General features: G+C 64.4%; 23 protein-coding genes, 1 tRNA gene and 1 riboswitch. Of the genes, 10 read left to right on the plus strand and 14 right to left on the minus strand.

Translation table 11 applies throughout. The features are described 5' to 3' along the window. The first annotated feature begins 6 nt into the window (after positions 1-6). From IG197_RS19015 to fghA, 3 genes are all read left to right on the plus strand, one after another. Positions 7-654 (plus strand): glutathione S-transferase family protein, encoded by a 648-nt coding sequence (locus IG197_RS19015; protein WP_067957496.1) that lies wholly within the window; start codon positions 7-9, stop codon positions 652-654. Between the two features lie 68 nt (positions 655-722). Continuing rightward, a complete protein-coding gene (locus IG197_RS19020) occupies positions 723-1850 on the plus strand; it encodes an S-(hydroxymethyl)glutathione dehydrogenase/class III alcohol dehydrogenase (RefSeq protein WP_192314228.1) in 1128 nt (375 codons plus the stop codon). 233 nt (positions 1851-2083) lie between these two features. After that, positions 2084-2917, plus strand: a complete 834-nt coding sequence (fghA, locus tag IG197_RS19025) for an S-formylglutathione hydrolase (protein WP_154385628.1) — start codon at positions 2084-2086, stop codon at positions 2915-2917. Between the two features lie 16 nt (positions 2918-2933). On the opposite strand, the gene IG197_RS19030 is transcribed toward fghA, so the two are convergent. The 6 genes from IG197_RS19030 to thiC are packed head-to-tail and all read right to left on the minus strand — an operon-like array spanning position 2934 to position 8049. Then, complete coding sequence (locus IG197_RS19030) at positions 2934-3707, minus strand: hydroxymethylpyrimidine/phosphomethylpyrimidine kinase (protein WP_067957507.1); 774 nt, start codon at positions 3705-3707, stop codon at positions 2934-2936. Then, the gene (locus IG197_RS19035; protein WP_192314231.1) at positions 3677-4282 is read right to left on the minus strand and encodes a thiamine phosphate synthase; all 606 of its coding nucleotides are present in this window, start codon (positions 4280-4282) and stop codon (positions 3677-3679) included. Before IG197_RS19035 ends, IG197_RS19030 begins: the two co-directional genes overlap by 31 nt. Beyond that, positions 4279-5052 (minus strand): thiazole synthase, encoded by a 774-nt coding sequence (locus IG197_RS19040; protein ID WP_192314234.1) that lies wholly within the window; start codon positions 5050-5052, stop codon positions 4279-4281. The genes IG197_RS19035 and IG197_RS19040 overlap by 4 nt, the downstream gene beginning before the upstream one ends. 3 nt (positions 5053-5055) lie before the next feature. Then, positions 5056-5253, minus strand: a complete 198-nt coding sequence (gene thiS / locus IG197_RS19045; RefSeq protein WP_192314237.1) for a sulfur carrier protein ThiS — start codon at positions 5251-5253, stop codon at positions 5056-5058. Continuing rightward, entirely contained in the window at positions 5237-6226 is a 990-nt protein-coding gene (gene thiO / locus IG197_RS19050; protein ID WP_192314240.1) for a glycine oxidase ThiO, read from the minus strand. The genes thiS and thiO overlap by 17 nt, the downstream gene beginning before the upstream one ends. After that, complete coding sequence (gene thiC, locus IG197_RS19055; RefSeq protein ID WP_067957520.1) at positions 6223-8049, minus strand: phosphomethylpyrimidine synthase ThiC; 1827 nt, start codon at positions 8047-8049, stop codon at positions 6223-6225. The genes thiO and thiC overlap by 4 nt, the downstream gene beginning before the upstream one ends. A 109-nt stretch (positions 8050-8158) precedes the next feature. Next, a riboswitch (TPP riboswitch) is annotated at positions 8159-8275 on the minus strand. Positions 8276-8463: 188 nt separating this feature from the next. Here thiC and IG197_RS19060 point away from each other — a divergent pair. From IG197_RS19060 to IG197_RS19080, 5 genes are all read left to right on the plus strand, one after another. Further along, positions 8464-9699 carry a 3-methyl-2-oxobutanoate dehydrogenase (2-methylpropanoyl-transferring) subunit alpha gene (locus IG197_RS19060; RefSeq protein WP_067957523.1) on the plus strand — a complete coding sequence of 412 codons (1236 nt, stop codon included), beginning with the start codon at positions 8464-8466 and terminating at the stop codon, positions 9697-9699. Between the two features lie 3 nt (positions 9700-9702). Continuing rightward, the gene (locus IG197_RS19065) at positions 9703-10716 is read left to right on the plus strand and encodes an alpha-ketoacid dehydrogenase subunit beta (protein WP_182575151.1); all 1014 of its coding nucleotides are present in this window, start codon (positions 9703-9705) and stop codon (positions 10714-10716) included. Between the two features lie 2 nt (positions 10717-10718). Further along, complete coding sequence (locus IG197_RS19070; RefSeq protein ID WP_192314243.1) at positions 10719-12026, plus strand: dihydrolipoamide acetyltransferase family protein; 1308 nt, start codon at positions 10719-10721, stop codon at positions 12024-12026. A 3-nt stretch (positions 12027-12029) separates the two neighbouring features. Further along, complete coding sequence (lpdA, locus tag IG197_RS19075) at positions 12030-13427, plus strand: dihydrolipoyl dehydrogenase (protein ID WP_192314246.1); 1398 nt, start codon at positions 12030-12032, stop codon at positions 13425-13427. A gap of 298 nt (positions 13428-13725) precedes the next feature. Continuing rightward, positions 13726-14475 (plus strand): F0F1 ATP synthase subunit A, encoded by a 750-nt coding sequence (locus IG197_RS19080; RefSeq protein ID WP_192314249.1) that lies wholly within the window; start codon positions 13726-13728, stop codon positions 14473-14475. A gap of 75 nt (positions 14476-14550) precedes the next feature. Here IG197_RS19080 and IG197_RS19085 read toward each other — a convergent pair whose 3' ends face one another. The 3 genes from IG197_RS19085 to IG197_RS19095 all read right to left on the minus strand — a co-directional run bounded on the left by IG197_RS19085 (position 14551) and on the right by IG197_RS19095 (position 17907). Then, the gene (locus tag IG197_RS19085) at positions 14551-16287 is read right to left on the minus strand and encodes a hypothetical protein (protein WP_192314252.1); all 1737 of its coding nucleotides are present in this window, start codon (positions 16285-16287) and stop codon (positions 14551-14553) included. A 228-nt stretch (positions 16288-16515) separates the two neighbouring features. Then, a tRNA-Arg gene (locus IG197_RS19090) sits at positions 16516-16592 on the minus strand. Positions 16593-16743: 151 nt separating this feature from the next. Continuing rightward, a complete protein-coding gene (locus IG197_RS19095; protein ID WP_192314266.1) occupies positions 16744-17907 on the minus strand; it encodes a M20 aminoacylase family protein in 1164 nt (387 codons plus the stop codon). A 228-nt stretch (positions 17908-18135) separates the two neighbouring features. Here IG197_RS19095 and IG197_RS19100 point away from each other — a divergent pair, with 228 nt between their 5' ends. After that, positions 18136-19284 carry a D-alanyl-D-alanine carboxypeptidase family protein gene (locus IG197_RS19100; RefSeq protein WP_192314269.1) on the plus strand — a complete coding sequence of 383 codons (1149 nt, stop codon included), beginning with the start codon at positions 18136-18138 and terminating at the stop codon, positions 19282-19284. Further along, positions 19281-20414, plus strand: coding sequence for a GTP-binding protein (locus IG197_RS19105; protein ID WP_192314272.1), 1134 nt, complete (start codon positions 19281-19283; stop codon positions 20412-20414). The genes IG197_RS19100 and IG197_RS19105 overlap by 4 nt, the downstream gene beginning before the upstream one ends. 39 nt (positions 20415-20453) lie before the next feature. Here the strand turns inward: IG197_RS19105 and IG197_RS19110 are convergent, their stop codons facing one another. From IG197_RS19110 to IG197_RS19130, 5 genes are all read right to left on the minus strand, one after another. After that, complete coding sequence (locus IG197_RS19110) at positions 20454-20687, minus strand: sulfurtransferase TusA family protein (protein ID WP_067957542.1); 234 nt, start codon at positions 20685-20687, stop codon at positions 20454-20456. Positions 20688-20692: 5 nt separating this feature from the next. Next, positions 20693-21964 carry a murein L,D-transpeptidase family protein gene (locus tag IG197_RS19115; RefSeq protein ID WP_192314275.1) on the minus strand — a complete coding sequence of 424 codons (1272 nt, stop codon included), beginning with the start codon at positions 21962-21964 and terminating at the stop codon, positions 20693-20695. 277 nt (positions 21965-22241) lie between these two features. Then, a complete protein-coding gene (locus IG197_RS19120; protein WP_067957550.1) occupies positions 22242-23192 on the minus strand; it encodes an acetyl-CoA carboxylase carboxyltransferase subunit alpha in 951 nt (316 codons plus the stop codon). Positions 23193-23290: 98 nt separating this feature from the next. Further along, entirely contained in the window at positions 23291-24202 is a 912-nt protein-coding gene (locus IG197_RS19125; protein WP_154386098.1) for a site-specific tyrosine recombinase XerD, read from the minus strand. Then, the gene (locus IG197_RS19130) at positions 24199-24348 is read right to left on the minus strand and encodes a histidine kinase (RefSeq protein WP_067957555.1); all 150 of its coding nucleotides are present in this window, start codon (positions 24346-24348) and stop codon (positions 24199-24201) included. The genes IG197_RS19125 and IG197_RS19130 overlap by 4 nt, the downstream gene beginning before the upstream one ends. Positions 24349-24426: the final 78 nt, after the last annotated feature.

Genomic DNA, 24426 nt, shown 5'->3' on the forward strand with positions numbered 1-24426 from the left:
TTTTTGATGATCACGCTCTACGACTACGAACTGTCGGGCAACTGCTACAAGCTGCGCCTTTTGATGAGCATGCTCGGCGTCGACTGGAAGACGGTGCCGGTCGATTTCTACCCCGGGCGCGAGCACAAGTCGGACTGGTTCCTCAGGATCAATCCGCTCGGCCAGCTGCCTGTCATCGACGACGACGGGCTTATCCTGCGCGACGCCCAGGCGATCCTCGTCTACCTCGCCTCGAAATATGACGCGGCGGGAACCTGGTACCCGCGCGACAATCCCGCCCTGCTCGGCGAGGTCAGCCAGTGGCTGGCCTTTGCCGACGGCATCACCGCCACCGCATCCGCCGCCCGCCTGCACGACGCTCTGTTCTACGACTTCGACGTCGAGGCGGCCCGCACTGGCGCGCACCGGCTGTTCCGCATTCTCGATGAGCATCTGTGGTTCGGCGAGCAGGAGGGGCGCGACTGGATCTGCTCGGCGTCACACCCGACGATCGCCGACATCGCCTGCTTCCCCTACATCATGCTGTCGGAAGAGGGCGGCATTTCAAGACAGGACTATCCGGCGATCCGCCGCTGGTGCGATCGGGTCAAACGCATCAAGGGCTTCACGGTCATGTCCGGCGTGTTCCCCGCAGGGCCTGCCAAGGCGGCCTGAAGTCAGAAGACAACATTCAAGCCGGTGACATGCACGGCTGACAATCCAGATTTGGGAGTGAGAAGAAAATGAAAACCCGCGCCGCCGTCGCCGTAGGAGCCGGAAAGCCGCTCGAGATCATGGAGGTGGACCTCGAGGGGCCGCGCGAGGGCGAGGTGCTGGTCGAGATCAAGGCGACCGGCATCTGCCACACCGACGAATTCACGCTGTCGGGCGCCGATCCCGAAGGCATCTTCCCGGCCATTCTCGGCCATGAGGGTGCCGGCGTCGTCGTCGATGTCGGCAAGGGTGTCACCTCGCTCAAGAAGGGCGACCACGTCATCCCGCTCTACACGCCGGAATGCCGCTCCTGCCCGTCCTGCCTCAGCCGCAAGACCAACCTCTGCACCGCGATCCGCTCGACGCAAGGCCAGGGGCTGATGCCTGACGGCACCTCGCGCTTCTCGATCGGCAAGGACAAGATCTTCCATTATATGGGCTGCTCGACATTCTCGAACTTCACCGTGCTGCCCGAGATCGCACTCGCCAAGGTCAATCCGGACGCCCCCTTCGACAAGATCTGCTACATCGGCTGTGGGGTGACGACAGGCATCGGTGCGGTCATCAACACCGCGCGCGTCGAGATCGGCTCGACGGCCATCGTCTTCGGCCTCGGCGGCATCGGCCTCAACGTGCTGCAGGGCCTCAGACTTGCCGGCGCCGACATGATCATCGGTGTCGACATCAACAATGAGCGCAAGGCCTGGGGCGAGAAGTTCGGCATGACGCATTTCGTCAATCCGAAGGAGGTCGAGGGCGACATCGTTCCTTATCTCGTCAACATGACCAAGCGTGGCGCCGACCAGATCGGCGGCGCCGACTACACCTTCGACTGCACCGGCAACGTCAAGGTGATGCGCCAGGCACTTGAAGCCAGCCATCGCGGCTGGGGCGAAAGCATCGTCATCGGTGTCGCCGGTGCCGGCCAGGAGATATCGACGCGGCCGTTCCAACTGGTCACCGGCCGGACCTGGAAAGGCACCGCCTTTGGCGGGGCGCGCGGCCGCACCGACGTGCCGAAGATCGTCGACTGGTACATGGAGGGCAAGATCCAGATCGACCCGATGATCACCCATACGCTCAAGCTCGAAGACATCAACAAGGGTTTCGACCTGATGCATGCAGGCGAAAGCATCCGCAGCGTGGTCGTCTACTAACTCCCAAAGCCGGCCAGGCCCCCATGGCCGGCTCCCCCAAACGCCACGGCTTTTCGCCGGCCCTCAAGCCTCCCAGCTTGGCCCGCGTGTTCCCGAAGCTGGGCGTCGACCGGCGGCGTGTCCGAGGTTTCCACAACCCCTCGGCCGCGCCGCCGGCATCTCTTTGAACGGTTGCAGGTCGCCGCCCCCGAGGTTATGCCGGGGCAGCAATTCTTGACGAGAAGGCAGAGCAGATGAAGACCGTTTCCACGTCGAAGTCGCATGGCGGCATCCAGGGCGTCTATTCCCACGCCTCCGAGGCCTGCGCCTGCGACATGACCTTTGCCGTCTTCGTACCGCCGCAAGCCAAGAACGGACCCGTGCCGGTGCTGTGGTATCTCTCGGGCCTGACCTGCACCCACGCCAATGTCATGGACAAGGGCGAATACCGCCGCCTGGCCGCTGAGCTCGGCCTGATCATCGTCTGCCCCGACACCAGTCCGCGCGGCGAAGGCGTGGCCGACGAAAAGGACAACTGGCAGTTCGGTTCGGGCGCCGGCTTCTATGTCGATGCGACGCAGCAGCCCTTTGCCGCGAACTACCGGATGTATTCCTATATCACCGAGGAACTGCCGGCGCTGATCGCCGCAAACTTCCCCGCCGATATGTCGCGCCAGGCGATCTTTGGCCACTCGATGGGCGGGCACGGCGCGCTGACCATCGCACTCAAGAACCCGGAGCGCTTCAAGAGCTGCTCGGCCTTCGCACCCATCGCCCAGCCGTCGACCGCCGGCTGGTCGAAGCCGGCGCTGGAGAAGTATCTCGGTGCTGATGAAGCTGCATGGCGCGCCTATGACACGACGCTTCTGATCGAGGACGGCAAGCGGTTTCCGGAGTTCCTTGTCGACCAGGGCTCGGCCGACAGTTTCCTGCAGGAGGGCCTGCGCCCCTGGCTGCTCGACGAGGCCTGCAAGAAGGCAGGCATCGGGCTCACCCTGCGCATGCAGGATGGCTACGACCATTCCTACAACTTCATCTCGACCTTCATGGACGACCATTTGAGGTGGCACGCCGCCCGTCTGGGCTGAACGCCGAAAGTCGCTCTCACGGCCTGGCCGCCAGCAGCTTGGCGAAGACATGGCGCTTCGCCTTGCCGATGCTGATCTCCAGCGTTTCATATTGTGCCAGATGCGCCGCGATTGCGCTTGCAAGCATGCAGCCGGTGCCGCGCATGGAAACCGCGATGCGCGACGCCTCGAAGCGGATCGGCTCACGGTCGGGCAAGAGCAGCATGTCGGTGGCGCTCGCTCCCGTGGCATGCCCGCCCTTGACGAGAATGGCGGGCGCTCCGGTCTCGAAAAGCTTTGCTGCCTGGCTGACGATGTCGCCTTCGCCGGAGGCGAGCGGCAGGCCGGTCAGCAGCGCCAGTTCCGGCAGGTTGGGTGTGACCAACGTGCAGAGCGGAAACAGCTTGCGCTTGAGCGCGTCGACGGCGCCGCCGTCGAGCAGCTGACGTCCCGAGGTCGAAGCAAGCACCGGATCGAGCACGACAGGCACCGGCAGGCTGCTCGCCAGCACCGAGGCGACGGTGTCGATCGTCGCGGCCGTTCCCAGCATGCCGATCTTGACCGCAGCAATCGGATTGGCGGCAATGGCCGCGCGCATCTGCTCGGCAATCAGCTGAGGCGGCATCCGTTCGATGCGCTCGACGCGGGCATGTGTCTGCACCGTGACTGCGGTGACGGCGACGCTGCAACGCAAACCGAAGGCCGATACCGTCTCGACGTCGCGGACGATGCCGGCGCCGCCGCTCGAATCCGAGCCGGCGATGATCAGCACATGCGGGGTCATCGCCACTGAGCCGTCGCTGCCAGCCATTCGCGCGTCCGCGCTTCGGGATCAGCGTTGAGCGTGATGTCGGTGACGACGGCAGCTACGTCGGCGCCTTGCGCGAAGACGCCTGCTATGCGGTCGACATTGAGTCCGCCGATGGCGACCAGCGGTGTCGCGCCCACGCGCCGTTTCCAGAGGGCGATGCGGTCGAGCCCTTGCGGCGCCCATTTCATCGCCTTGAGGATGGTCGGATAGACGGGACCAAGCGCGACATAATCGGGCGCGGCGGCAAGTGCTGTGTCGAGTTCGGCGTCGTCATGGGTGCTGAGGCCGAGCTTCATGCCGGCGTGGCGGATCGCCTTCACATCGGCCTCGGCCAGATCCTCCTGGCCGAGATGGACGAAGTCGCAGCCCGCGTCGATGGCGAGGCGCCAGTAGTCATTGACGATGAGCTGGCAGCGGTGGCGTTCGCAGACGGCCTTCGCCGCGCGGATTTCGCGGCGCAGGCCGGCTTCGTCCATGTCCTTGATGCGCAGTTGCACCAGCTTGACGCCCAACGGCACCAGCCGCTCGATCCACGCTGCGGAATCGACGATCAGGTAAAACGGGTCGAGCTTCATGAAAATGCTGCCATGCCGATGACGGGGGTGGAGGGGACGGCCATGTCGCGCGCTTCGAGCGGGCCGGCGCGGAAGGCCTGGCGTCCTGCTGCAACCGCCTTGCCGAAAGCCGAAGCCATGGCGACGGGGTCGCCTGCCTTGGCAACCGCCGTGTTGAGCAGCACGGCGTCGTAGCCGAGCTCCAGGACGGTGGCCGCATGCGACGGGCGGCCGATGCCGGCATCGACGATGAGCGGCACATCGGGGAAATGACCGCGCAGGCTGCGCAGGGCATCGAGGTTCTGCGGCCCGCGCGCGGACCCGATCGGCGCACACCAGGGCATCAGCAGCTTGCAGCCGACATCGAGCAAGCGCCCGGCGACGACCAGATCGTCGGTCGTGTAGGGGAAGACGTCGAAGCCTTCGGCAGCCAGGATCTTGGCCGCCTCGACCAGGCCGAACACGTCGGGCTGTAGCGTGTCGTGGTTGCCGATGACCTCAAGTTTGATCCAATCGGTGCCGAACACCTCGCGGGCCATGCGCGCCGTCGTCACCGCCTCCTTGACCGAATGGCAGCCGGCGGTGTTGGGCAACACCCGGACGCCGAGCGACTGGACCAGCGACCAGAATTTTCCACCTGTCTTGCCGCCGGAAGTCTCGCGGCGCAGCGAGACAGTGACGATATCGGCGCCCGACGCTTTGATTGCTTCCGCCATGATCGCGGGCGATGGGTAAAGTGCGGTGCCGAGGAGCAGGCGGGACGAAACCTGTTGTCCGTAGAGTTCGAGCACGGGTCAGCCTCCCTTCATCGGCGCAAGAATCTCAATGCGGTCGCCGTCGGCAAGGGCGCAGTCGTCGCGCTCCCGTGCCGGGACCACCTCGCCGTTCAGCGCGGTGGCCAGCCAACTGCCCTCGTAGTCGAGCTCAGTCAGCAGCGCCGCCAGCGTGCCGGCCGCGACTTCGTGGCTTTCGCCGTTAACGGTGAGCTTCATGGGCGAACTCCTTTTTCGTCTTGTGGCCCAGGATCATGTCGGTGGCCTGCCGCGCCATCTCAGGCGCGAGCAGGAAGCCGTGGCGGTAGAGGCCGTTGATGCGGATCGTGTTGCCGTCGCGCTCGACACGCGGCAAATTGTCGGCAAAGGCTGGCCGCACACCGACACCCGTCTCGATGAGTTCAGCTTCGCCGAAAGCCGGATGCAGTGCATAGGCGGCGTTGAGCAGTTCCATCACAGAACGCGCGGTAGTCGGCCCGGTCACGTCGCTTTCGAGCATCGTCGCGCCGACCATGAACAGGTTGCCGGAGCGCGGCACGACATAGACGGGCACGCGCGGATGCAAGAGCCGTACCGGGCGCGCCAGCGAGATGTCAGACGTTCTGAGGATCAGCATCTCACCGCGCACGCCGCGCAGGCCCGGCCTCGGGTCTGCCAGGCCTGTGCAGTCGGCCTCGATGTCAGGCTCGCCGGGTGCCTGCACGGCGCCGTAGCCGAACTCGAAGCGCACGCCCGATTGCACCAGCTTTTGCTGCAGCCCGAGCATCGCCTTGCGCGGATCGAGATGCGCCTCCTCGGTGAAGAACAGTGCGCGTCCGAAACGTCCTTCGAGGTCAGGCTCGAGTGCTGCGATCGTATCGGCGTCAACCTCGCGAAAGCCGGACGTTCGGCGGCCGAAGCGGTCGAGTTCACCCGTGTCCCGGGCCGGCGCCACGACCAGCGTACCGTTGCGCATGACATGCCCGGGCAGGGCGGCGGACCACCAGTCGGCGGCACCGCGTCCGAGCGAAAGCACCGTCTCTTCGGCACTCTCGCGTTCGCACCAGGGCGCCAGCATGCCGCCGGCCTGCCATGAGGCATTGCCGGCGATCTGCCTTCTGGTGTCGACCACGGTCACGCTTGCGCCGTGTGTCGCCAGCTCATGCGCGAGCGTCAACCCGGCGACGCCCGCACCGCGGATCCGCACCTTCATGGCTGGCCTGCCGTCTCCGCGGGTTCGGCGCTTTCCACCGGCATGTAGAGGTCGCCGCCGTCGCGGTACTTCGCCGCCATCGCTGCCAGCCCTTCCTTCTGCGCCTCGGCGCGGATGTCGTGGGAGATCCGCATCGAGCAGAATTTGGGGCCGCACATGGAGCAGAAATGCGCCACCTTGTGTGCTTCCTTGGGCAAGGTCTGGTCGTGGTAGGAACGCGCCGTCTCCGGGTCGAGCGACAGGTTGAACTGGTCCTCCCAGCGGAACTCGAAGCGTGCCCGCGACAGCGCGTCGTCCCTGACCTTGGCGGCCGGATGACCTTTGGCGAGGTCGGCGGCGTGTGCTGCGATCTTGTAGGTGATAACGCCCACCTTGACGTCGTCGCGGTCGGGCAGGCCAAGATGCTCCTTGGGCGTGACGTAGCAGAGCATGGCCGTGCCGAACCAGCCGATCATTGCAGCGCCGATGCCAGAGGTGATGTGGTCGTAGCCGGGCGCGATGTCGGTGGTCAAAGGCCCAAGCGTGTAGAAGGGCGCTTCGCCGCAGACCTCGAGCTGCTTGTCCATGTTTTCCTTGATCTTGTGCATCGGCACGTGGCCGGGGCCCTCGATCATCACCTGGCAGTCCTTGGCCCAGGCGATCTTGGTAAGTTCGCCCAGCGTCTCCAGTTCGGCGAACTGGGCGGCATCGTTGGCGTCTGCAATCGAACCTGGGCGCAGGCCGTCGCCGAGCGAAAAGGCGACGTCATAGGTTCGGCAGATGTCGCAGATCTCCTCGAAATGCTCGTAGAGGAAGCTCTCCTTGTGGTGATGCAGGCACCATTTGGCCATGATCGAGCCGCCGCGCGAGACGATGCCGGTGACGCGGTCAACTGTCAGGTGGATGTAGGCGAGCCGCACGCCGGCATGGATGGTGAAATAGTCGACGCCCTGCTCGGCCTGCTCGATGAGCGTGTCGCGGAACACCTCCCAGGTCAGGTCCTCGGCGATGCCTCCGACCTTCTCCAGCGCCTGGTAGAGCGGCACCGTGCCGATCGGCACCGGCGCGTTGCGGATGATCCAGTCACGGATGTTGTGGATGTTGCGGCCGGTCGACAAGTCCATCACCGTGTCGCCGCCCCAGCGTGTCGCCCACACCATCTTCTCGACCTCCTCGGCCATCGACGAGGTGACGGCGGAATTGCCGATATTGGCGTTGATCTTGACCAGGAAATTGCGGCCGATGATCATCGGCTCGCTCTCGGGGTGGTTGATGTTGGAGGGGATGATGGCGCGGCCGCGGGCGACCTCGTCGCGGACGAATTCCGGGGTGACGAAATCGGGAATGACGGCGCCGAAGCTCTCGCCGTCGCGTTGAAGCTTGGCCCGGATCTGCTCGCGGCCGAGGTTCTCGCGGATGGCGACGAATTCCATTTCGGGCGTGACGATGCCGGCGCGGGCATAAGCAAGCTGGGTGACGGCGCGGCCGCCGGTGGCGCGCAGCGGGGCGTTGCGAACCGGGAATTCCGGCGTCAGCCTTTCGCCGGAGACGAAGCCATTGTCCTCAGCCTTGACCGCGCGGCCTTCATAACGCTCGACGTCGCCGCGGGCGATGATCCAGTCTTCGCGCAGCCGCGGCAAGCCGCGCTCGATGTCTGTTGTCACCGACGTGTCGGTGTAGGGGCCTGACGAATCATAGACGGTGACCGGCGGCTCGCCGGCGCTCGGATGAACCGAGATCTCGCGCATCGGCACACGGATGTCGGGATGGAGCTTGCCTGGCTTGTAGACCTTCCGCGACGCCGGAAGTTCGCCAACGGTGACTGATGGGGTGTGGGCATTCATGAGTGAGCCTCCTGGTTGGAGACCCAGTCCATGCGATGAGAAGGAGGAGAGGTTTTGCCTGGGGACTTCGGGCAAGAATGAGCCCGAATGCCTGAGCCGGATATCCGGCCTGCTGCGCCTCGCACCGTCCCTACGCCAGTATGAACTGGATCAGGTTCAACGGGTCACTGCGCTGCGCGAGCCAGCAGAATCTCAGCCCCTTGTCGGGACCCCCCTGGTGAGCCCTAAGCATGGAGGCGGAACCGGCGTCGTGTCAACGGCCTTTCGCCGAGGCCGAGAGAATGCCAAAGTCGGGGGCATCGAGACCCATTGCGGTTTCGAAGACGATCGGATAATAGGTCAGCGTTACTGACATAAATTGTCTGCCGCGCAGGGAGGACCAATTGGCCTGCGCACGCGACAGGAGGAGCATCCGTGACGGACAATCCCGCGCCGCTGAAGTTCCATGTGCCCGAGCCGGAAGTGCGCCCGGGCGGCACCCCCGACTTCTCCAATGTGCCGATCCCCAAGGCGGGTTCGGTCGACAGGCCGCCGGTCGACGTCGATCCCAGGACGATCCGCGACCTGGCTTATTCGATCATCCGCGTGCTCAATCGCGAGGGCGATGCCGTAGGTCCATGGGCCGGTACGCTGACCGACGAGGAGCAGCTCGAAGGGCTGCGCCACATGATGACGCTGCGCTCCTTCGACGCGCGCATGCAGATGGCGCAGCGCCAGGGCAAGACCTCTTTCTACATGCAGCATATGGGCGAGGAGGCGGTTAGCTGCGCCTTCCGCAAGGCGCTCGTTCAGGGTGACATGAACTTCCCGACCTATCGCCAGGCCGGCCTGCTGATCGCCGGCGGCTATCCGATGGTCGACATGATGAACCAGATCTATTCCAACGAGATGGATCCGCTGAAGGGCCGCCAGCTGCCGATCATGTATTCGGCCAAGGATCACGGTTTCTTCTCGATTTCCGGCAACCTGACCACCCAGTATATCCAGGCGGTGGGCTGGGCGATGGCATCCGCCATCAAGGGGGACACCAAGATCGCTGTCGGCTGGGTCGGTGACGGCGCCACCGCCGAGAGCGACTTCCACGCCGCACTTGTCTTCGCCTCGACCTACAAGGCGCCCGTCGTCCTCAACATCGTCAACAACCAGTGGGCGATCTCGACCTTCCAGGGCATCGCCCGCGGCGGCTCCGGCACCTTTGCCGCGCGCGGCCTCGGCTTCGGCATCGCAGCCTTGCGTGTCGACGGCAACGACTATCTCGCTGTCCATGCGGTGGCGAAATGGGCGACGGAGCGGGCCAGGCTCAATCTCGGGCCGACGCTGGTCGAATATGTCACCTACCGTGTCGGCGCACATTCCACGTCAGACGATCCATCCGCTTACCGGCCCAAGACAGAGTCCGATGCCTGGCCGCTGGGTGACCCGGTGATCCGGCTGAAGAACCACCTGATCAAGCGCGGCCTGTGGTCGGACGAGCGCCACAAGCAGACCGAGGCGGAAATCCTCGAGGCAGTGATCACGGCGCAGAAGGAAGCCGAGAGCCACGGCACGCTGCATGCCGGCGGCAAGCCGTCGACGCGTGACATGTTCGAGGGCGTCTATGCCGAGATGCCGCCGCATCTCCGTCGCCAGCGCCAGAAGGCGGGAGTGTAGCCGATGCCGCGCATGACAATGATCGAGGCCATCCGCAGCGCCATGGATGTCGCCATGGGCCGCGATGACAACGTCGTCGTTTTCGGCGAGGACGTCGGCTATTTCGGTGGCGTCTTCCGCTGCACCCAGGGTCTTCAGCAGAAATACGGTCGGGAGCGCTGTTTCGACGCGCCGATCAGCGAACTTGGCATCGTCGGCGCCGCCGTCGGCATGGCTGCCTATGGCCTCAAGCCATGTATCGAAATCCAGTTCGCCGACTACGTCTATCCCGCATATGACCAGATCGTTTCGGAAGCGGCACGGTTGCGATACCGCTCCAATGGCGAGTTCACCTGTCCGATCGTCATTCGCATGCCCACTGGCGGCGGCATCTTCGGCGGCCAGACCCACAGCCAGAGCCCTGAAGCGCTGTTCACCCATGTTTCCGGCCTTAAGGTGGTCGTGCCGTCCAATCCGCTCGACGCCAAGGGCCTGCTGATCGCCTCGATCGAAGACCCGGATCCGGTGATCTTTCTGGAGCCGAAACGATTGTACAACGGCCCCTTCGATGGCCATCACGACCGTCCCGTCACGGCATGGTCGAAGCATGAGTTGGGCGAGGTGCCCGATGGGCACTACACCACCCCGCTCGGCAAGGCAGAGATCCGTCGGCCGGGTTCCGCCGTCACCGTTCTCGCTTATGGCACTATGGTCTATGTCGCCCAGGCGGCGGCTGAGGAGACCGGCATCGACGCCGAAATCATCGACCTCAGGACACTGCTGCCGCTCGACCTCGAAACCATCATCGCCTCGGTCAAGAAAACCGGCCGCTGTGTCGTCGTGCATGAGGCGACGCTGACCTCGGGCTTCGGTGCCGAGCTGGCAGCCCTGGTGCAGGAGCACTGCTTCTACCATCTCGAAGCACCGGTCGCCCGCGTCACCGGTTGGGACACGCCTTATCCGCATGCCCAGGAATGGGATTATTTCCCCGGCCCCAAGCGGGTCGGCGAAGCTTTGATCGAAACGATGGGGGCCTGAACATGGGCGAACATGTCATCAAGCTTCCCGACGTCGGCGAAGGCGTGGCCGAGGCCGAACTGGTCGAATGGCACGTCAAGATCGGCGACCTCGTGCGCGAGGACGCGGTGATCGCCGCCGTCATGACCGACAAGGCAACGGTCGAAATCCCCTCGCCGGTCGATGGCGAGATCATCTGGCTCGGCGCCGAGATCGGCGAAACCGTCGCCGTCGGTTCGCCGATCGTGCGCATCAAAATTGCCGGCGACGGACCGGCGGAAACTGTGGCTGAGGTCGCTGCGGCCGAGCCGAAAAGCGAGGCCAGGCAGCCAGCCCCGGCAGCTGTGGAAGCGGCTCCTGCGCCGGCTAAGAAAGCCGAACCTGCGGCAAAGCCACTAGCGCCCACGGCAGCGCTCAAGCCTGTGCCAAGTGCGACAACGGTCGGCCTGCCCAGGCCGGAAGGCGAACGCCCGCTGGCGTCGCCCGCCGTGCGCTTGCGCGCCAAGGAAGCCGGCATCGACCTGCGCCAGATCCCCGGCACCGGTCCGGCCGGCCGCGTCACCCATGAAGATCTCGACGGTTTTGCCGCGCGCGGTGCGGCGGTCCCAGTGGCCGGCTTGCAGGCCAAGTCAGGTGTCGAGGAGATAAAGGTCATCGGCCTGCGCCGGCGCATCGCCGAAAAGATGGCGCTTGCCAAGTCGCGCATCCCCCACATCACCTATGTCGAGGAGATCGACGTCACCGGACTCGAGGAGCTGCGCGCCAAGCTCAACGCCGCAAAGAAGCCGGACCGGCCGAAGCTGACCTTGCTGCCGTTCCTGATGCGGGCGCTGGTCAAGGCCGTCGGCGAGCAGCCGCAGCTCAACGCCGTTTATGACGACGACGCCGGCATCATCCATCGCCATGCCGGCGTGCATATCGGCATGGCCGCCCAGACGCCGGGTGGCCTGATGGTGCCTGTGGTCAAGCACGCCGAGGCGCGCGACCTCTGGGATTGTGCCGCCGAGGTCAACCGTCTTGCCGAGGCCGCCAAGGCCGGCACGGCAACGCGCGAGGAGCTGACCGGCTCGACCATCACCATCACCTCGCTCGGTGCGATGGGCGGCGTCGCCACCACGCCCGTTATCAACTACCCGGAAGTGGCGGTCGTCGGCGTCAACAAGATCATGATCCGGCCGATGTGGGACGGCACCCAGTTCGTGCCGCGCAAGATGATGAACCTGTCCTCCAGCTTCGACCATCGCGTCATCGACGGCTGGGACGCGGCGGTCTTCGTCCAGCGCATCAAGGCGCTGCTCGAAGCGCCGGCAATGATCTTCGTGGAGGGCTGAGCTGTGAAGGAAATCTCCTGCAAGCTTCTGATCATCGGTGCCGGACCCGGCGGCTATATCTGCGCCATCCGCGCTGGCCAGCTCGGCATCGACACCGTCATCGTCGAAGCGGTCAAGCCCGGTGGCACCTGCCTCAATGTCGGCTGCATCCCCTCCAAGGCGATGATCCATGCCGCCGACGAATATCTGAAGGTCTCGGAGATGGCGGCGGGCACAAGCCCGCTCGGCATCTCCCTGTCGGCACCGGCACTCGATCTCGCCAGGACGGTTGCCTGGAAAGACCGCATCGTCGGCCGCCTGACCACAGGCGTTGCCGGCCTGCTCAAGAAGGCCCGGGTCAAGTCGGTGCAGGGCTGGGCGCGCTTCCGCGACGGCAAGACCGTCGAGGTCGACACCGAAACCGGCCTGCAGGTGATCCGCGCCGAAACCATCGTCATCGCCACCGGTTCGGTGCCTGTCGAGCTGCCGTTCCTGCCCTTCGGCGGATCGGTGATCTCGTCGACCGGGGCGCTGGCGCTGAAGCAGGTGCCGCAAGCACTCGCCGTCGTCGGCGGCGGTTATATCGGCCTTGAGCTTGGCACAGCCTTTGCCAAGCTCGGCGCCAAGGTGACGGTCGTTGAAGCCTTGCCGCGCATCCTGCCGCAATATGATGCCGAGCTGACCCGGCCCGTCGCCAAAAGGCTCGAAGCGCTCGGCGTCAAGGTGCTGACCGGTGCCAAGGCCAAGGGGCTTTCAGCCAAGGGCGATGCGCTGCTGGTCGAGGCCGCCGACGGCAGCGAGCAGAAGATTGCGGCCGACAAGGTGCTGGTGACTGTCGGGCGCAAGCCGCTGGTCGAAGGCTGGGGCCTCGAGGAGATCGACCTCGACCGCGACGGCCGCTTCATCCGCATCGACGACCAGTGCCGCACCTCGATGCGCGGCATCTATGCCATCGGCGACGTCACCGGCGAGCCGATGCTGGCGCACCGCGCCATGGCCCAGGGCGAAATGGTCGCCGAGATCGTCGCCGGCCACAAGCGCAGCTGGGACAAGCGTTCGATCCCCGCCGTCTGCTTCACCGATCCGGAGGTCGTCACCGCGGGTCTTTCGCCCGACGAAGCCAAGGCGCTCGGCACCGAGATCAAGTCGTCGTCATTCCCGTTCTCGGCCAATGGCCGGGCGATGACCTTGCTCGGCGAAGACGGTTTCGTGCGCATCGTTGCCCGTGCCGACAACCATCTGGTGCTCGGCATCCAGGCCGTCGGCACCGGTGTCGCCGAGCTTTCCTCTGCCTTCAGCCTGGCGATCGAGATGGGCGCCAGGCTGGAAGACATTGCCGGCACCATCCATGCTCACCCGACCCAGGGCGAAGCCTTCCTCGAGGCAGCACTACGCACGCTCGGCCACGCGCTGCACATCTGATGCCCTATCCCGATTTGGACACGGCCTTGCGCCGCGTCCCTTCCTGCCTTGCCCAATCAGCTGAGCTGGGCTAACAAGCGCACGCACTGGACGACCAGTGCCTAGTACGTTCGGGGACGGCCCCATCCAAGAGATGGCGCCGCAGACTTGTCACCCGAACCTGTTCACACCTTGAAACCGCGAAAACATGCAGCCGCCGCGCGGCGGACTGCGCTGTGCGCTCGACCCTGTCAGGCTTCCGGATCGGGTTCCGGGGCGCGCGCTTTCGCATTCGCATCACCCAGACCGGAGAGGCGCCATGGCCGGACCGATAGAACAATTTGAAATCAAGCCGATCGTCACCCTGTTCGAGTTTGCCGGCCAGGAGATCGCCTTCACCAACTCCGCCGCCTACATGGTCGGCGTCGCCGTATTCGGCGGGCTGTTCCTGCTTTTGTCGACAAGTGCGCGTGCGCTTGTGCCGACCCGACTGCAGTCGATCACCGAGCTGATCTACGAGTTCGTGTCGAAAACACTGCGCGAAAATGCCGGCGAGGGCGGCATGACATTTTTCCCGCTGGTGTTTTCGCTGTTCGTCTTCATCCTGATCGCCAACCTCGCCGGCATGTTTCCTTATGCCTTCACTGTCACCAGCCACATCATCGTCACCTTCGCCTTCGCGATGATCGTGTTCGGCACTGTCACGCTCTACGGCATCTGGAAAAACGGGCTCGGCTTCTTCCGGCTGTTTTTGCCATCCGGCGTGCCGCTGGCGTTGGCGCCGATCATCGTGCCGATCGAGATCGTCTCCTACATCTCGCGGCCGATCAGCCATTCGGTGCGCCTGTTTGCCGTCATGCTGGCCGGCCACATCACGCTCAAGGTCTTTGCCGGTTTTGTCGCAAGCCTCGGCGGCATGGGCACGCTCGGCGTCTTCGCCGCCGTGTTGCCGCTTGCCATGACGGTTGCGCTGACCGCGCTCGAACTTCTGATGGCGGTGATCCAGGCCTACATCTTCACCATGCTGACCTGCATGTATCTCAACGACGCGCTGCACCCCGGGCACTGAACGGGCGCGCTTGCGCGACAAAACACAAACCCCGGCATAAAGCCGGGGTTTGAACGCCGAAGCAGATCGATCGGCTCAGTCGCGCGGCGGCCAGACCTGGTCGCTCATCCCCATCTTGGGTTCGCCCAGCAGCGGCGTCTTCAGCGCATGCACGCCGCCGACCGAAAACAGCCAGATGATGTTGCGGTCATATTCGGTGAACACCGCGAAGCTGGCATTGTCGAAGGTGTAGTCGGGCATTTCAGATGTCGTGGGGAAACGCGGCACGAAATAGCCTGATATCTTCGGCTGGGCCGGGTCCTTGACGTCGAAGATCTGCAGCCCGGCATTGTAGAAGGCGTAAGGCACGATGCCGTCGCGGCCATGGCCGGGCTGGTGCGTGGTGCCGGAGCGCTTGGGCCCGAAGCTGCCCTTGCGCTGGCAGAAATCGCTGAACTTGGCTTCCTTCGGCGGGACAGGCCGCGGCAAGGTCGCCACCACCTTGGGTGCCGCCACATCCTTGGCGTCGATCACCAGCACATCCTTGTAGGGCTCGTAGCAGTTCGAGTTCATCGGATAGCCATTGGCGAAGACGTATCCGGTGCGCGCATACTGGCTGGTGTCGACATTGTCGAACTCGGTGCCGGCAAAGCTCGGTGCTGTCTCGACATGCCCCTTGATCTCCGGCCTGGCGGGATTGGAAAGATCGAAGGTGTAGAGGCCGAGCCCGCCCATGGCGCCGAAAGCGACCTTGCCGCCCTTTTCAACCGGGGTCGGCAGGAAGGGCGGCATGCGCGAACCCATCCACGACGTGCGGTTGCCGGCGCGCGGGTTCATCAGATACGCGTCTTCGCTCGCCTTGTCGCCGACCACCTGGCCGGGCACCGTCACCTGGCTGACAAAGACCGGATTGGCCGGGTCCGACATGTCCCAGACCTGATAGCCCGGCGAGTGCAGGTAATCGGGGTATTCGGTCAGCGCGAAGGAATCGTCTGGTGCCGCCGACAGATACATGTATTTGCCGCCGAACCAGGCCGGCGCATCCAGTGAGCCCGAACCCTGTTGCTGGCCGATCGGCGCATCAGGGTTCTTCCTGTCGGTGGTGCGTGTGGCGATCAGCTTCCAGTCGTCGGGCAGCGGCCCGTTCATCTCATAGACCTTGAAGCCCTTGAGCGAATTGTAGTTGCGCAGGCTCGCGACGATGTCGGGCTGGGTGCGCTTGTTGTCGAGGATGCCGAAGCGGCCGATCTCGTAGGAGGCGACGACGACGTTCTTCTGGAGTTTTTCGCTCCAGGCGATGGTGATGCCGCCGAAATAGTCCTGGACTGTCTTGGCGTCCCAGTCCTCGCTCGAACCCTCCGGCCCCCACACGCCGCCCTTGGAATAGACGACCTTGGCCTTGGCCGGATCGGTGATGTCGAGCACCCGCATGTAGTCGCGGTCGTGCACATACATGTAGCGCTTGCCGTTGAAATCGGCGACGTCGGGCCAGGCATGCCAGGGCGAGCTGATGTGCGGGTAAAATGCGATCTCCTCGACATTCTGGCTGTAGCTCTTGTCGTCCCAGGCCTCCAGCTGTCCCGGGAAGGCCGGGCTGCCGCCCAGCGGCGTGGCGCGTGGCGCGCGAAACGTGCCGTCCTCCGCCATGCCATAATCCTTGCCCGGCTCCAGCGCCGGCGGCGCCTTGTCATAGGTCAAGGCGTTCCACTGCTTGAGGTAGGGGTCGGTGATGTTGATCTCCGTCGGCACCTTGCTGCCCCAGTCGGCGGCCCGAGCCACGCCGGCGGTCAGCGCCAGCACCGAACAGCCGATCGCGATAATCCTTGGTGTCATGACGTCCCTCCTGACGGTTGGCCGCCAGCCCGCGTTCCTCGCTTGGGGCCTGTGGCGGAGTGGTCAGTTGAGGAAAGTTCGGTCAGTCAGAAAAGTGAATTTTCAGCACACAGCTATGAGCAGTTGGCATAGATGAGTATTGAGGTGAATGAATTTGGATACACAGATCGCCGAGGGCATGCAAAATGCGATTGCGCCGCATTCAAACACATCTGCGAGAGAATGGAGTGGTGATCCCGACAGGAATCGAACCTGTGACCTACAGATTAGGAATCTGCCGCTCTATCCTACTGAGCTACGGGACCACTCGGCTGCACACATAGCGGCTTCGAGCGGATTCGCCAACGGTTTTTGGTGGGCTTTGCCTGAAACGTTTCGGCCGCTGCCGGCCCTGCCAAATGCTGTGTCCGCGTCCAGGGCCGGCAGGCGGCCATGGACGCGTTGGGGCGGCGAAGGTCAGGCCGCGAGGGCCGTTTCGGCGAGGCGGACCCAGTAGCTGACGCCGTGCGGGATGGCTTCGTCGTTGAAGTCGTAGGCGGGGTGGTGGAGGTTGGCGGTGTCGCCATTGCCGATGAAGATGAAGGCGCCGGGGCGGGCTTCCAGCATGTAGGAAAAGTCCTCGCCGCCCATCAGCGGCTGGATCGCCCGGTGCACCTGCGGCTCGCCGGCGACGGAGGCAGCGACATCGCCGGCAAACACGGTCTCGTTCTCGTGGTTGAAGGTGACGGGGTAGTTGGCGTCGTAGTCGAGCTCGATCGCCGTGCCGGTGGCTTCCGCCATGCCGCGGCAGATGGCGCCCATGCGCTCCTCGGCGAGCTTGGCGATTTCCTTCTTCAGCGTGCGCACCGTGCCGGCAATGACAGCCTGCTCGGGAATGATGTTGTAGGCGGTGCCGGCGAGGAACTTGGTCACCGAAACGACGATCGCCTCGGCCGGATCGGTGTTGCGCGAGGCGATCGCCTGCAGAGCCGTCACCAGCTGGCTGCCGGCGACGATCGGGTCGATGGCGCGGTGCGGCATGGCGGCATGGCCGCCCTTGCCCTTGACGGTGATGGTGAACTCGGCGGTCGCCGCCATGATCGCGCCCGGGCGGATGGCAAACTGGCCAACCGGCAGGCTCGGCATGTTGTGCATGCCGAACACCTTCTGGATGCCGAAGCGCTCCATCATGCCGTCCTTGACCATCTCGTTGCCGCCGCCGCCGCCTTCTTCGGCCGGCTGGAAGATGACGGCCACCTGGCCGGCGAAATTGCGCGTCTCGGCGAGATATTTGGCGGCACCCAGAAGCATCGCCGTGTGGCCGTCATGGCCGCAGGCATGCATCTTGCCAGGTACTGTCGAAGCATAAGGCTTGCCGGTGATCTCCTCGATCGGCAGCGCGTCCATGTCGGCGCGCAGGCCAACGACGCCGCCTGCACCGAGGCTGCCCTTGATGATGCCGACGACGCCCGTCTTGCCGAGGCCGGTGACGATCTCGTCGCAGCCGAACTCCTCGAGCTTGGCTTTGACGAAGGCGGCGGTCTCGAAGACGTCGAAATTGAGTTCCGGCTTCTGGTGCAGTTGACGGCGCCAGCCGGCGATCTCGTCCTGCATTTCGGCGGCTCGGTTCAGGATCGGCATGTTGGTCTCGACTTCCTGTTTGTTGGACCGTCTGTTTGTTGAGCCAGGGGTCCGGATTCGCAATTGTGATCGCCCAAGCTCTGCCATCTTGGCGTCACATAGGTTATTTAGCAGCGGCGGCGACGCCGTGGCCATGGGTCTTTCGTACCGGCCAGCGCGTCGCCATCTCGGTTTACGGAAATCTTATGGACGGCCGGCTATGATCGGCAAGAGGCGATTTCGGATTTGATGATGAAGATTAGGTTCGTCAGAAGCATGCTCCTCGGCCTAACGGTCGCAACCGTGCTGGGCGCTGTCCCCGCGTCGGCCAATCCGGCGATGCTTTTCGACGTCAATTCGGGCGCCGTCATCGAGCACCAGGAAGCGTTCAAGCGCTGGCATCCGGCCTCGCTGACCAAGCTGATGACCGCCTATACCGCCTTCCGCGCCGTCCAGGCCGGCGAGCTGGCGCTCAATTCGCCGATCAAGATCTCCAAGAAGGCGGCGGCCTTCCCGCCGGCCAAGATGGGCTACAAGCCGGGTTCCGTGCTGACGCTCGACAACGCGCTGAAGATCATCATGGTCAAGTCGGCCAACGACGTGGCGGCTGCGATCGGCGAAAATGTCGGCGGCACGCCAGAGGCCTTCGCCGCACGGATGAACGCCGAGGCGCAGCGCCTCGGCATGGTCGGCAGCCACTGGGTCAATGCCAACGGCCTCCACGATCCCGAGCAGTATACGACGGCGCGCGACCTTGCGATCCTGGTCAGGGCGATCCGCCTCGAATATCCTGAATATGCCGCCTATTTCGACATCGAAGGCATCATTGCCGGCAAGGCCAAACTCAAGAACTTCAATCCGCTGGTCGGCCGCTTCCCCGGCACCGACGGCATGAAAACCGGTTTCGTCTGCGAATCCGGCTTCAACCTGATCGCCACCGCCACCCGCGACGGCAGGACACTTGCGGCGATCGTGCTCGGCGCGGACTCACCAGACAATCGCGCCGAAGAGGCGGCGAAGATGCTGCAGACCGGTTTTGTCCGCAACGGCGCGTCGGTCAGCGTTACAGGGCTTGCGCCCTATGGCGACAACCGCGACGTCGCGACGAGCATGCGCGAGGAAGTCTGCTCGCCCAAGGCCAAGCATGCGGCTTCCGATGGGCCGGCGCCGACCGAGGCAGGGGCTGCGCCCGACAAGGTCTCGATCATTCCTGAAATGACACGCCAGCGTAACTGGGTCACCGTCAGCCTGGGCGGCGCCACCGGGCCGATGCCCAAGGCGCTTGGCGGCCGCGACATCGTCATCGAGACGGGCGTGCCGTTGCCGACCTGGCGTCCCGACAGGCCAGCGCCCGCAGGTGCTGCACCAGTTGCTGGCAAGGTTCAGGCGCGCTCGTGAATTCGCAGGCAGTTTTCCCGATCCCGGTATCGGTGCTGACCGGCTTTCTCGGCGCCGGCAAGACGACGCTGCTCAACCGGCTGCTCAAGGACCCCGAGCTCACCGACACGGCCGTCATCATCAACGAATTCGGCGATGTCGCCATCGACCACCTGCTGGTCGAAAAGGCCTCCGACGGTGTCATCGAGCTGTCCGACGGCTGCCTCTGCTGCACCGTGCGCGGCGAGCTCGTCGACACGCTGGCCGATCTCGTCGACCGCCTGCAGACCGGCCGAATCGAGCGGCTGGCGCGGGTTGTGATCGAGACCACCGGCCTTGCCGATCCGGTGCCGGTGCTGCAGTCGATCATGGGGCATCCCGCACTCATCCACGCCTTCCGGCTCGACGGCGTCATCACAGTCGTCGATGCTGTCAATGGTTCGGCGACACTCGACGCCCATGTCGAGGCGGTCAAGCAGGTGGCGGTGGCCGACCGCATCGTCCTGACCAAGGCCGATCTCGTCGACGATGCCGAATGGCTCGATGCGCTCAAGGCGCGGCTTGCCCGCATCAATCCGGGCGCCGAAATCCGCGACGTCGAAGGTGCAGCGGTGGCAAAGCTGTTGCAGTGCGGGCTCTATGACCCGGCGACCAAGACCGCGGACGTACGCCGCTGGCTGGGCGGGGCGCAAGCGCACGATCTTCACCACCATCACGGTGACCACGGTCACCATCATCACCACGGTGACGATCATCATGATCACGACCATGGCCATCATCACGACAGCCGGGTCGGCTCGTTGTCGCTGACGCACGCCGGTGCGCTGCCTTTCTCGACGGTCGAGATGTTCCTCGACCTGTTGCTGTCGACGCAAGGCGACAAGCTGTTGCGGATCAAGGGCATCGTCGAACTGCTGGAAGACCGGGAGCGGCCGTTGGTCATCCATGGCGTGCAGAAACTGCTGCATCCGCCGGCACGCTTGCCGTCATGGCCGGATGCGGTTCGCGGCACAAGGCTGGTGCTGATCGGCATCGACCTGCCGCGCGACTATGTCGAACGCCTGTTTGCCGCCTTCGTCAACAAACCTGCCATCGACACGCCGGACCGCGAAGCGATGGAAAACAACCCGCTGGCGATCGCCGGGCGGTAGGGTCCTGTCGCTGCCTCCAAGGACACACCGACTCCGAACTCAGCTTCCGCGTTCGACCAGAAAACGGTGGCCGCCTGAAACGGCCGTGGTCTCGATCAGGCGGTGGCCAGCCTCCTGGCAGAAGGCCGGGATGTCGATGACAGCCAGCGGGTCGGTGGTTTCGAGCCACAACAGCTCGCCTGACGACATGTCGGCGAGCCGGCGCTTGGCCTTGAGCACGGGCAGGGGGCAATTGAGCCCCCTGAGATCGTAGATTTCGGTGGTTTCGCCCACGCCGATCAGCTGCCGAACAGGTTGAGCAGCTTCTTCTTGAGCTTGGTGGCAGCTCCTGCCTCTTCGGCGGGGGCCGCCTGGGCGGCCCGCGTCGGCGCTTCGGTCACTGCGGGCTGTGGCTGCGGCACGGCGGCGATCTCGACCTGCTGCTGGGCGGCAAGCTTGGCAGCCTTGGCGGCAGCGATGGCTTGCGCCTTTTCCTCGGCAGCCTTCTTCTTGGCTTCCGCTGCCGCATCGAGCGCTGCCATGCGGCGGCCTTCGGCCGAATCGATACGACCCATGCGGGCGGTGGTCTGGACGATGCTGCCGTCCTGGGCCATCGCCGGCGGCTCCAGGGTCACGCGCTCGCCGCGGGCACGGCGCTTGGTCCAGTCCGAAACGATTGCCGCTTCCTTGATGCCGGCAATCGTCGGCTTGGGCGCGGGAATGTCGCCACCGGTGGCGCTGGCGAAAGCAGCGTCATACTTGCTCTTGTAGGCCTGATAAGCGGTCTGCAGCGCCTGCGGCTGGGTCACTGCAGGGCAGGCGCCCGTCGGGTTGAACGTGCCACCTGCTTCCGGGACCTGGTTGAAGACGTAGCGCTTTTCGCAGACGTCGACTTTCGGCGGCACCTTGGTGATCTCGAAGTGGTCGTAGCCTTCCTTCAGCATCGCCCAGAACTGGTAGTTCGGGTCGTTGCGGTAGCGGGCCATGTTGGCCGCGGTCATGCGGAACGGATAGGACTGGACCTGGAATTCGGTCTGGCCGCCCTTGAAGGCATCGCGCGCGAAGGCGTAGATTTCCTCGATCTGCGCATCGGTCATCGAGAAGCAGCCTGACGACGAGCAGGCGCCGTGAACCATCAGGTTCGAGCCGGTGCGGCCGTTGGCGCGGTCGAAGGCGTTGGGATAGCCGATATTGAAGGCGAGGTGATAGCTGGAGTTCGGGTTCATCTGTCCCGGACGCACGGTGTAGAACCCCTCCGGCGACTGGCGGTCGCCCTCGGTGAACTTGGGGCCGAGCTTGCCCGACATCTTGCAGATGTCGTAGCTGGCAACGATGTCGTAGCGGCCGTTGGTCTTCTGTTTCCAGACTTCCAGCTTGCCTTCTTCCTTGAACACGCGCGCCAGCACGGGCGAGCTCTTGTTCATGCCCTTGGCCTTCATCTCGGCCATGATCTTGGCCGGCAGCTGGCGGTTGGCGTGCTGCGGCACGAAGTCGGTCACGGAGGATTCCGAACAGCCTGCCACCGCAAGGGCAGCGAGAAGCAATCCGGCGCGTGCGATATTGGCGATCATCGGTCTAAATGTCGTTTCTACATTGCAGTCATGGCGCATGCGCCAACAACCGGCCCGTCCTGGTACTGCCTCGACCTTAGGGTCGTTAACCTTGAAAAATCCTTACCGCAAGTTCTTGGCCCGTCCCACGCGCGAAAAATCACGGCAAGTTCATTGAGCCGGGCGAGGCGGCATTTTTGTGGCGAAAACGTGCCGTGGCCCATGGGGCCCACAGTTTGTGCAATCACAGGCTGCGCATTGCGCCTTGCGAAAATCGATTCCGATTTTCGGGCGGATGCTAGAGGCTGCGGCCGATGGAGAGGTACTTCTCGCGGCGCTGCTCGCGGAAATCGATGTTCGAGCCGTTGAATTCGGCGAAAGTCTTGGCGATCAGGTCGCCGGTGGCCGAAATGACCGCCTCGGCGTTGCGGTGAGCGCCGCCCAGCGGCTCGTCGATGATCTTGTCGATGATCTTGAGCGAGAGCAGGTCCTGCGCAGTGATCTTCATGTTGGTCGCCGCGTCCTTGGAACGCGTCGTGTCACGCCACAGGATGGAGGCGGCACCTTCCGGTGAGATCACCGAATAGATCGCATGCTCGAGCATGAACACGCGATTGGCGGTGGCAATGGCGATCGCGCCGCCCGAGCCGCCTTCGCCGATCACAACCGCGATCGACGGCACCTTGAGGCCGAGGCAGGCTGAGGTCGAGCGCGCGATGGCTTCGGCCTGGCCGCGCTCTTCGGCGCCGACGCCCGGATAGGCGCCCGCGGTGTCGACAAGCATGACGACGGGGATGTTGAAGCGGTCGGCCATTTCCATCAGGCGCACGGCCTTGCGGTAGCCCTCGGGGCGGACCGAGCCGAAATTGTGCTTGAGGCGGCTCTTGGTGTCGTTGCCCTTTTCCTGGCCGAGCACAAGCACCGGCTCGCCACGGAAGCGGGCGAAGCCGCCGACCATGGCATTGTCTTCGCCGAAATTGCGGTCGCCGGCCAGAAGCGCGAAATCGGTGAACAGGCCGTTGATGTAGTCGAGGCAGTGCGGGCGGTCGGGGTGGCGCGCCACCTGGACCTTCTGCCAGGGCGTCAGCGCCTTATAGGCGTCACGCAGAGCATCACGCGAGCGCTTCTCCAGCCGCTTGATCTCGTCGCCGACATCGACGGCCTCGCCATTTTCGGCAAGCTTCTTGAGCTCGAGGATCTTGCCTTCGAGATCTTGGACCGGTTTTTCGAAATCGAGGTAATTGTACATTGGCGAGCGGACTACCACGCTGAAAATTTGAGGCACCGGGGGCCGGGGACTGTGGCACCGCGCCAGTGGAACGTGGCACTCACATAGCGATATGGGCCCTAATCGGCAAGCGGATGATGCTCGTTGACCAGTTTCAACAGCCTTTCTTCCAGCACATGGGTGTAGATTTGCGTGGTCGAAATGTCGGAATGGCCAAGCAATTGCTGCACCGCGCGCAAGTCGGCGCCATTCTGCAGCAGGTGGCTGGCAAAGGCATGGCGCAGCACGTGTGGCGAGATTTTCGCCGAAGCGATGCCAGCGCGGGCGGCCAGACCCTTGAGTTCTCGGGCGAAGACCTGGCGCGGCATGTGCCCGCTTTCCGACGAAGCCGGGAACAGGAACGGACTTTCGACCAGCCGTGGGTTGGCATTGCGGTCACCCAGCCAGCGCCGCATCGCCTCGCGCGCCTTGGCTGACAGCGGCACCATACGGTCCTTCTCGCCCTTTCCGCGCACGACGAAGAAGCGCTCGTCGCGCAGCGCCACCGTTAGCGGCAGGCTGACCAACTCCGAAACGCGCAAGCCGGTGGCATAGAGCACCTCGACAAGCGCGTGCAGCCGGGTCGCCGCCAGGCTGTCGCCCTCGGCGGATTCGCTCGCTTCCATCGCCGCGCGGTCAAGCAGCCGGCCTGTTTCGGCCTCGCTCATCGTCTTGGGCAGCGGCCGATCCTTCTTCGGGCTGTCGAGGACGCCGGTGGGGTCGTCGGTTCGCAGGCCTTCGGCATAAAGGAAGCGGAAGAACTGCCGGAGCGCCGACAGCTTGCGTGCCTGTGAGGTCGCTGCGAAGCCGCGGCCGGCAATGTCGTCGAGATAGCCGCGGATGGCTGGGGCGTCGGCGTCGGCGAGGCGGCCGCCGAGAAATTCCGAGGCGTCTTCGAGGTCGCGGCGATAGCTGGCCAGCGTGTTGTCGGCAGCGCCACGCTCGGCACTCATCATTTCGAGGAAGGCCTCGATGCGCGCGCCGCTTTTCATTTTTTGGGCGCGAGCTTTTCCGGTGGAATGCGGATGGTTATCTCAGCCTTCTTCGGCTCGACGAACATCACCAGCGCAAACATGGCGCCGTATGCGATGCCCGCCAGAACAGCGAGCGTGACAAGGAACCGGAAAAGTGTCGGCATCGATGTGTTTGCCCGTCTGTCCTATCCTGTGCCCTTATGGGACGCCGTCACAGGCAATTCAAGGGCGCGTTTGCGGTC

Origin of the sequence: Aminobacter sp. SR38 (assembly GCF_014843375.1) — a bacterium.
GTDB lineage: Bacteria > Pseudomonadota > Alphaproteobacteria > Rhizobiales > Rhizobiaceae > Aminobacter > Aminobacter ciceronei.

Excerpts from the sequence above, each read along its gene's own strand:
- IG197_RS19015 (WP_067957496.1), top strand. The coding sequence starts at position 7 with ATGATCACGCTCTACGACTACGAACTGTCGGGCAACTGCTACAAGCTG.
- IG197_RS19020 (WP_192314228.1), top strand. The coding sequence starts at position 723 with ATGAAAACCCGCGCCGCCGTCGCCGTAGGAGCCGGAAAGCCGCTCGAG.
- fghA (WP_154385628.1), top strand. The coding sequence starts at position 2,084 with ATGAAGACCGTTTCCACGTCGAAGTCGCATGGCGGCATCCAGGGCGTC.
- IG197_RS19030 (WP_067957507.1), bottom strand. The coding sequence starts at position 3,707 with ATGGCTGGCAGCGACGGCTCAGTGGCGATGACCCCGCATGTGCTGATC.
- IG197_RS19035 (WP_192314231.1), bottom strand. The coding sequence starts at position 4,282 with ATGAAGCTCGACCCGTTTTACCTGATCGTCGATTCCGCAGCGTGGATC.
- thiS (WP_192314237.1), bottom strand. The coding sequence starts at position 5,253 with ATGAAGCTCACCGTTAACGGCGAAAGCCACGAAGTCGCGGCCGGCACG.
- thiO (WP_192314240.1), bottom strand. The coding sequence starts at position 6,226 with ATGAAGGTGCGGATCCGCGGTGCGGGCGTCGCCGGGTTGACGCTCGCG.
- thiC (WP_067957520.1), bottom strand. The coding sequence starts at position 8,049 with ATGAATGCCCACACCCCATCAGTCACCGTTGGCGAACTTCCGGCGTCG.
- IG197_RS19065 (WP_182575151.1), top strand. The coding sequence starts at position 9,703 with ATGCCGCGCATGACAATGATCGAGGCCATCCGCAGCGCCATGGATGTC.
- IG197_RS19070 (WP_192314243.1), top strand. The coding sequence starts at position 10,719 with ATGGGCGAACATGTCATCAAGCTTCCCGACGTCGGCGAAGGCGTGGCC.
- IG197_RS19080 (WP_192314249.1), top strand. The coding sequence starts at position 13,726 with ATGGCCGGACCGATAGAACAATTTGAAATCAAGCCGATCGTCACCCTG.
- IG197_RS19085 (WP_192314252.1), bottom strand. The coding sequence starts at position 16,287 with ATGACACCAAGGATTATCGCGATCGGCTGTTCGGTGCTGGCGCTGACC.
- IG197_RS19095 (WP_192314266.1), bottom strand. The coding sequence starts at position 17,907 with ATGCCGATCCTGAACCGAGCCGCCGAAATGCAGGACGAGATCGCCGGC.
- IG197_RS19100 (WP_192314269.1), top strand. The coding sequence starts at position 18,136 with ATGATGAAGATTAGGTTCGTCAGAAGCATGCTCCTCGGCCTAACGGTC.
- IG197_RS19115 (WP_192314275.1), bottom strand. The coding sequence starts at position 21,964 with ATGATCGCCAATATCGCACGCGCCGGATTGCTTCTCGCTGCCCTTGCG.
- IG197_RS19120 (WP_067957550.1), bottom strand. The coding sequence starts at position 23,192 with ATGTACAATTACCTCGATTTCGAAAAACCGGTCCAAGATCTCGAAGGC.
- IG197_RS19125 (WP_154386098.1), bottom strand. The coding sequence starts at position 24,202 with ATGAAAAGCGGCGCGCGCATCGAGGCCTTCCTCGAAATGATGAGTGCC.
- IG197_RS19130 (WP_067957555.1), bottom strand. The coding sequence starts at position 24,348 with ATGCCGACACTTTTCCGGTTCCTTGTCACGCTCGCTGTTCTGGCGGGC.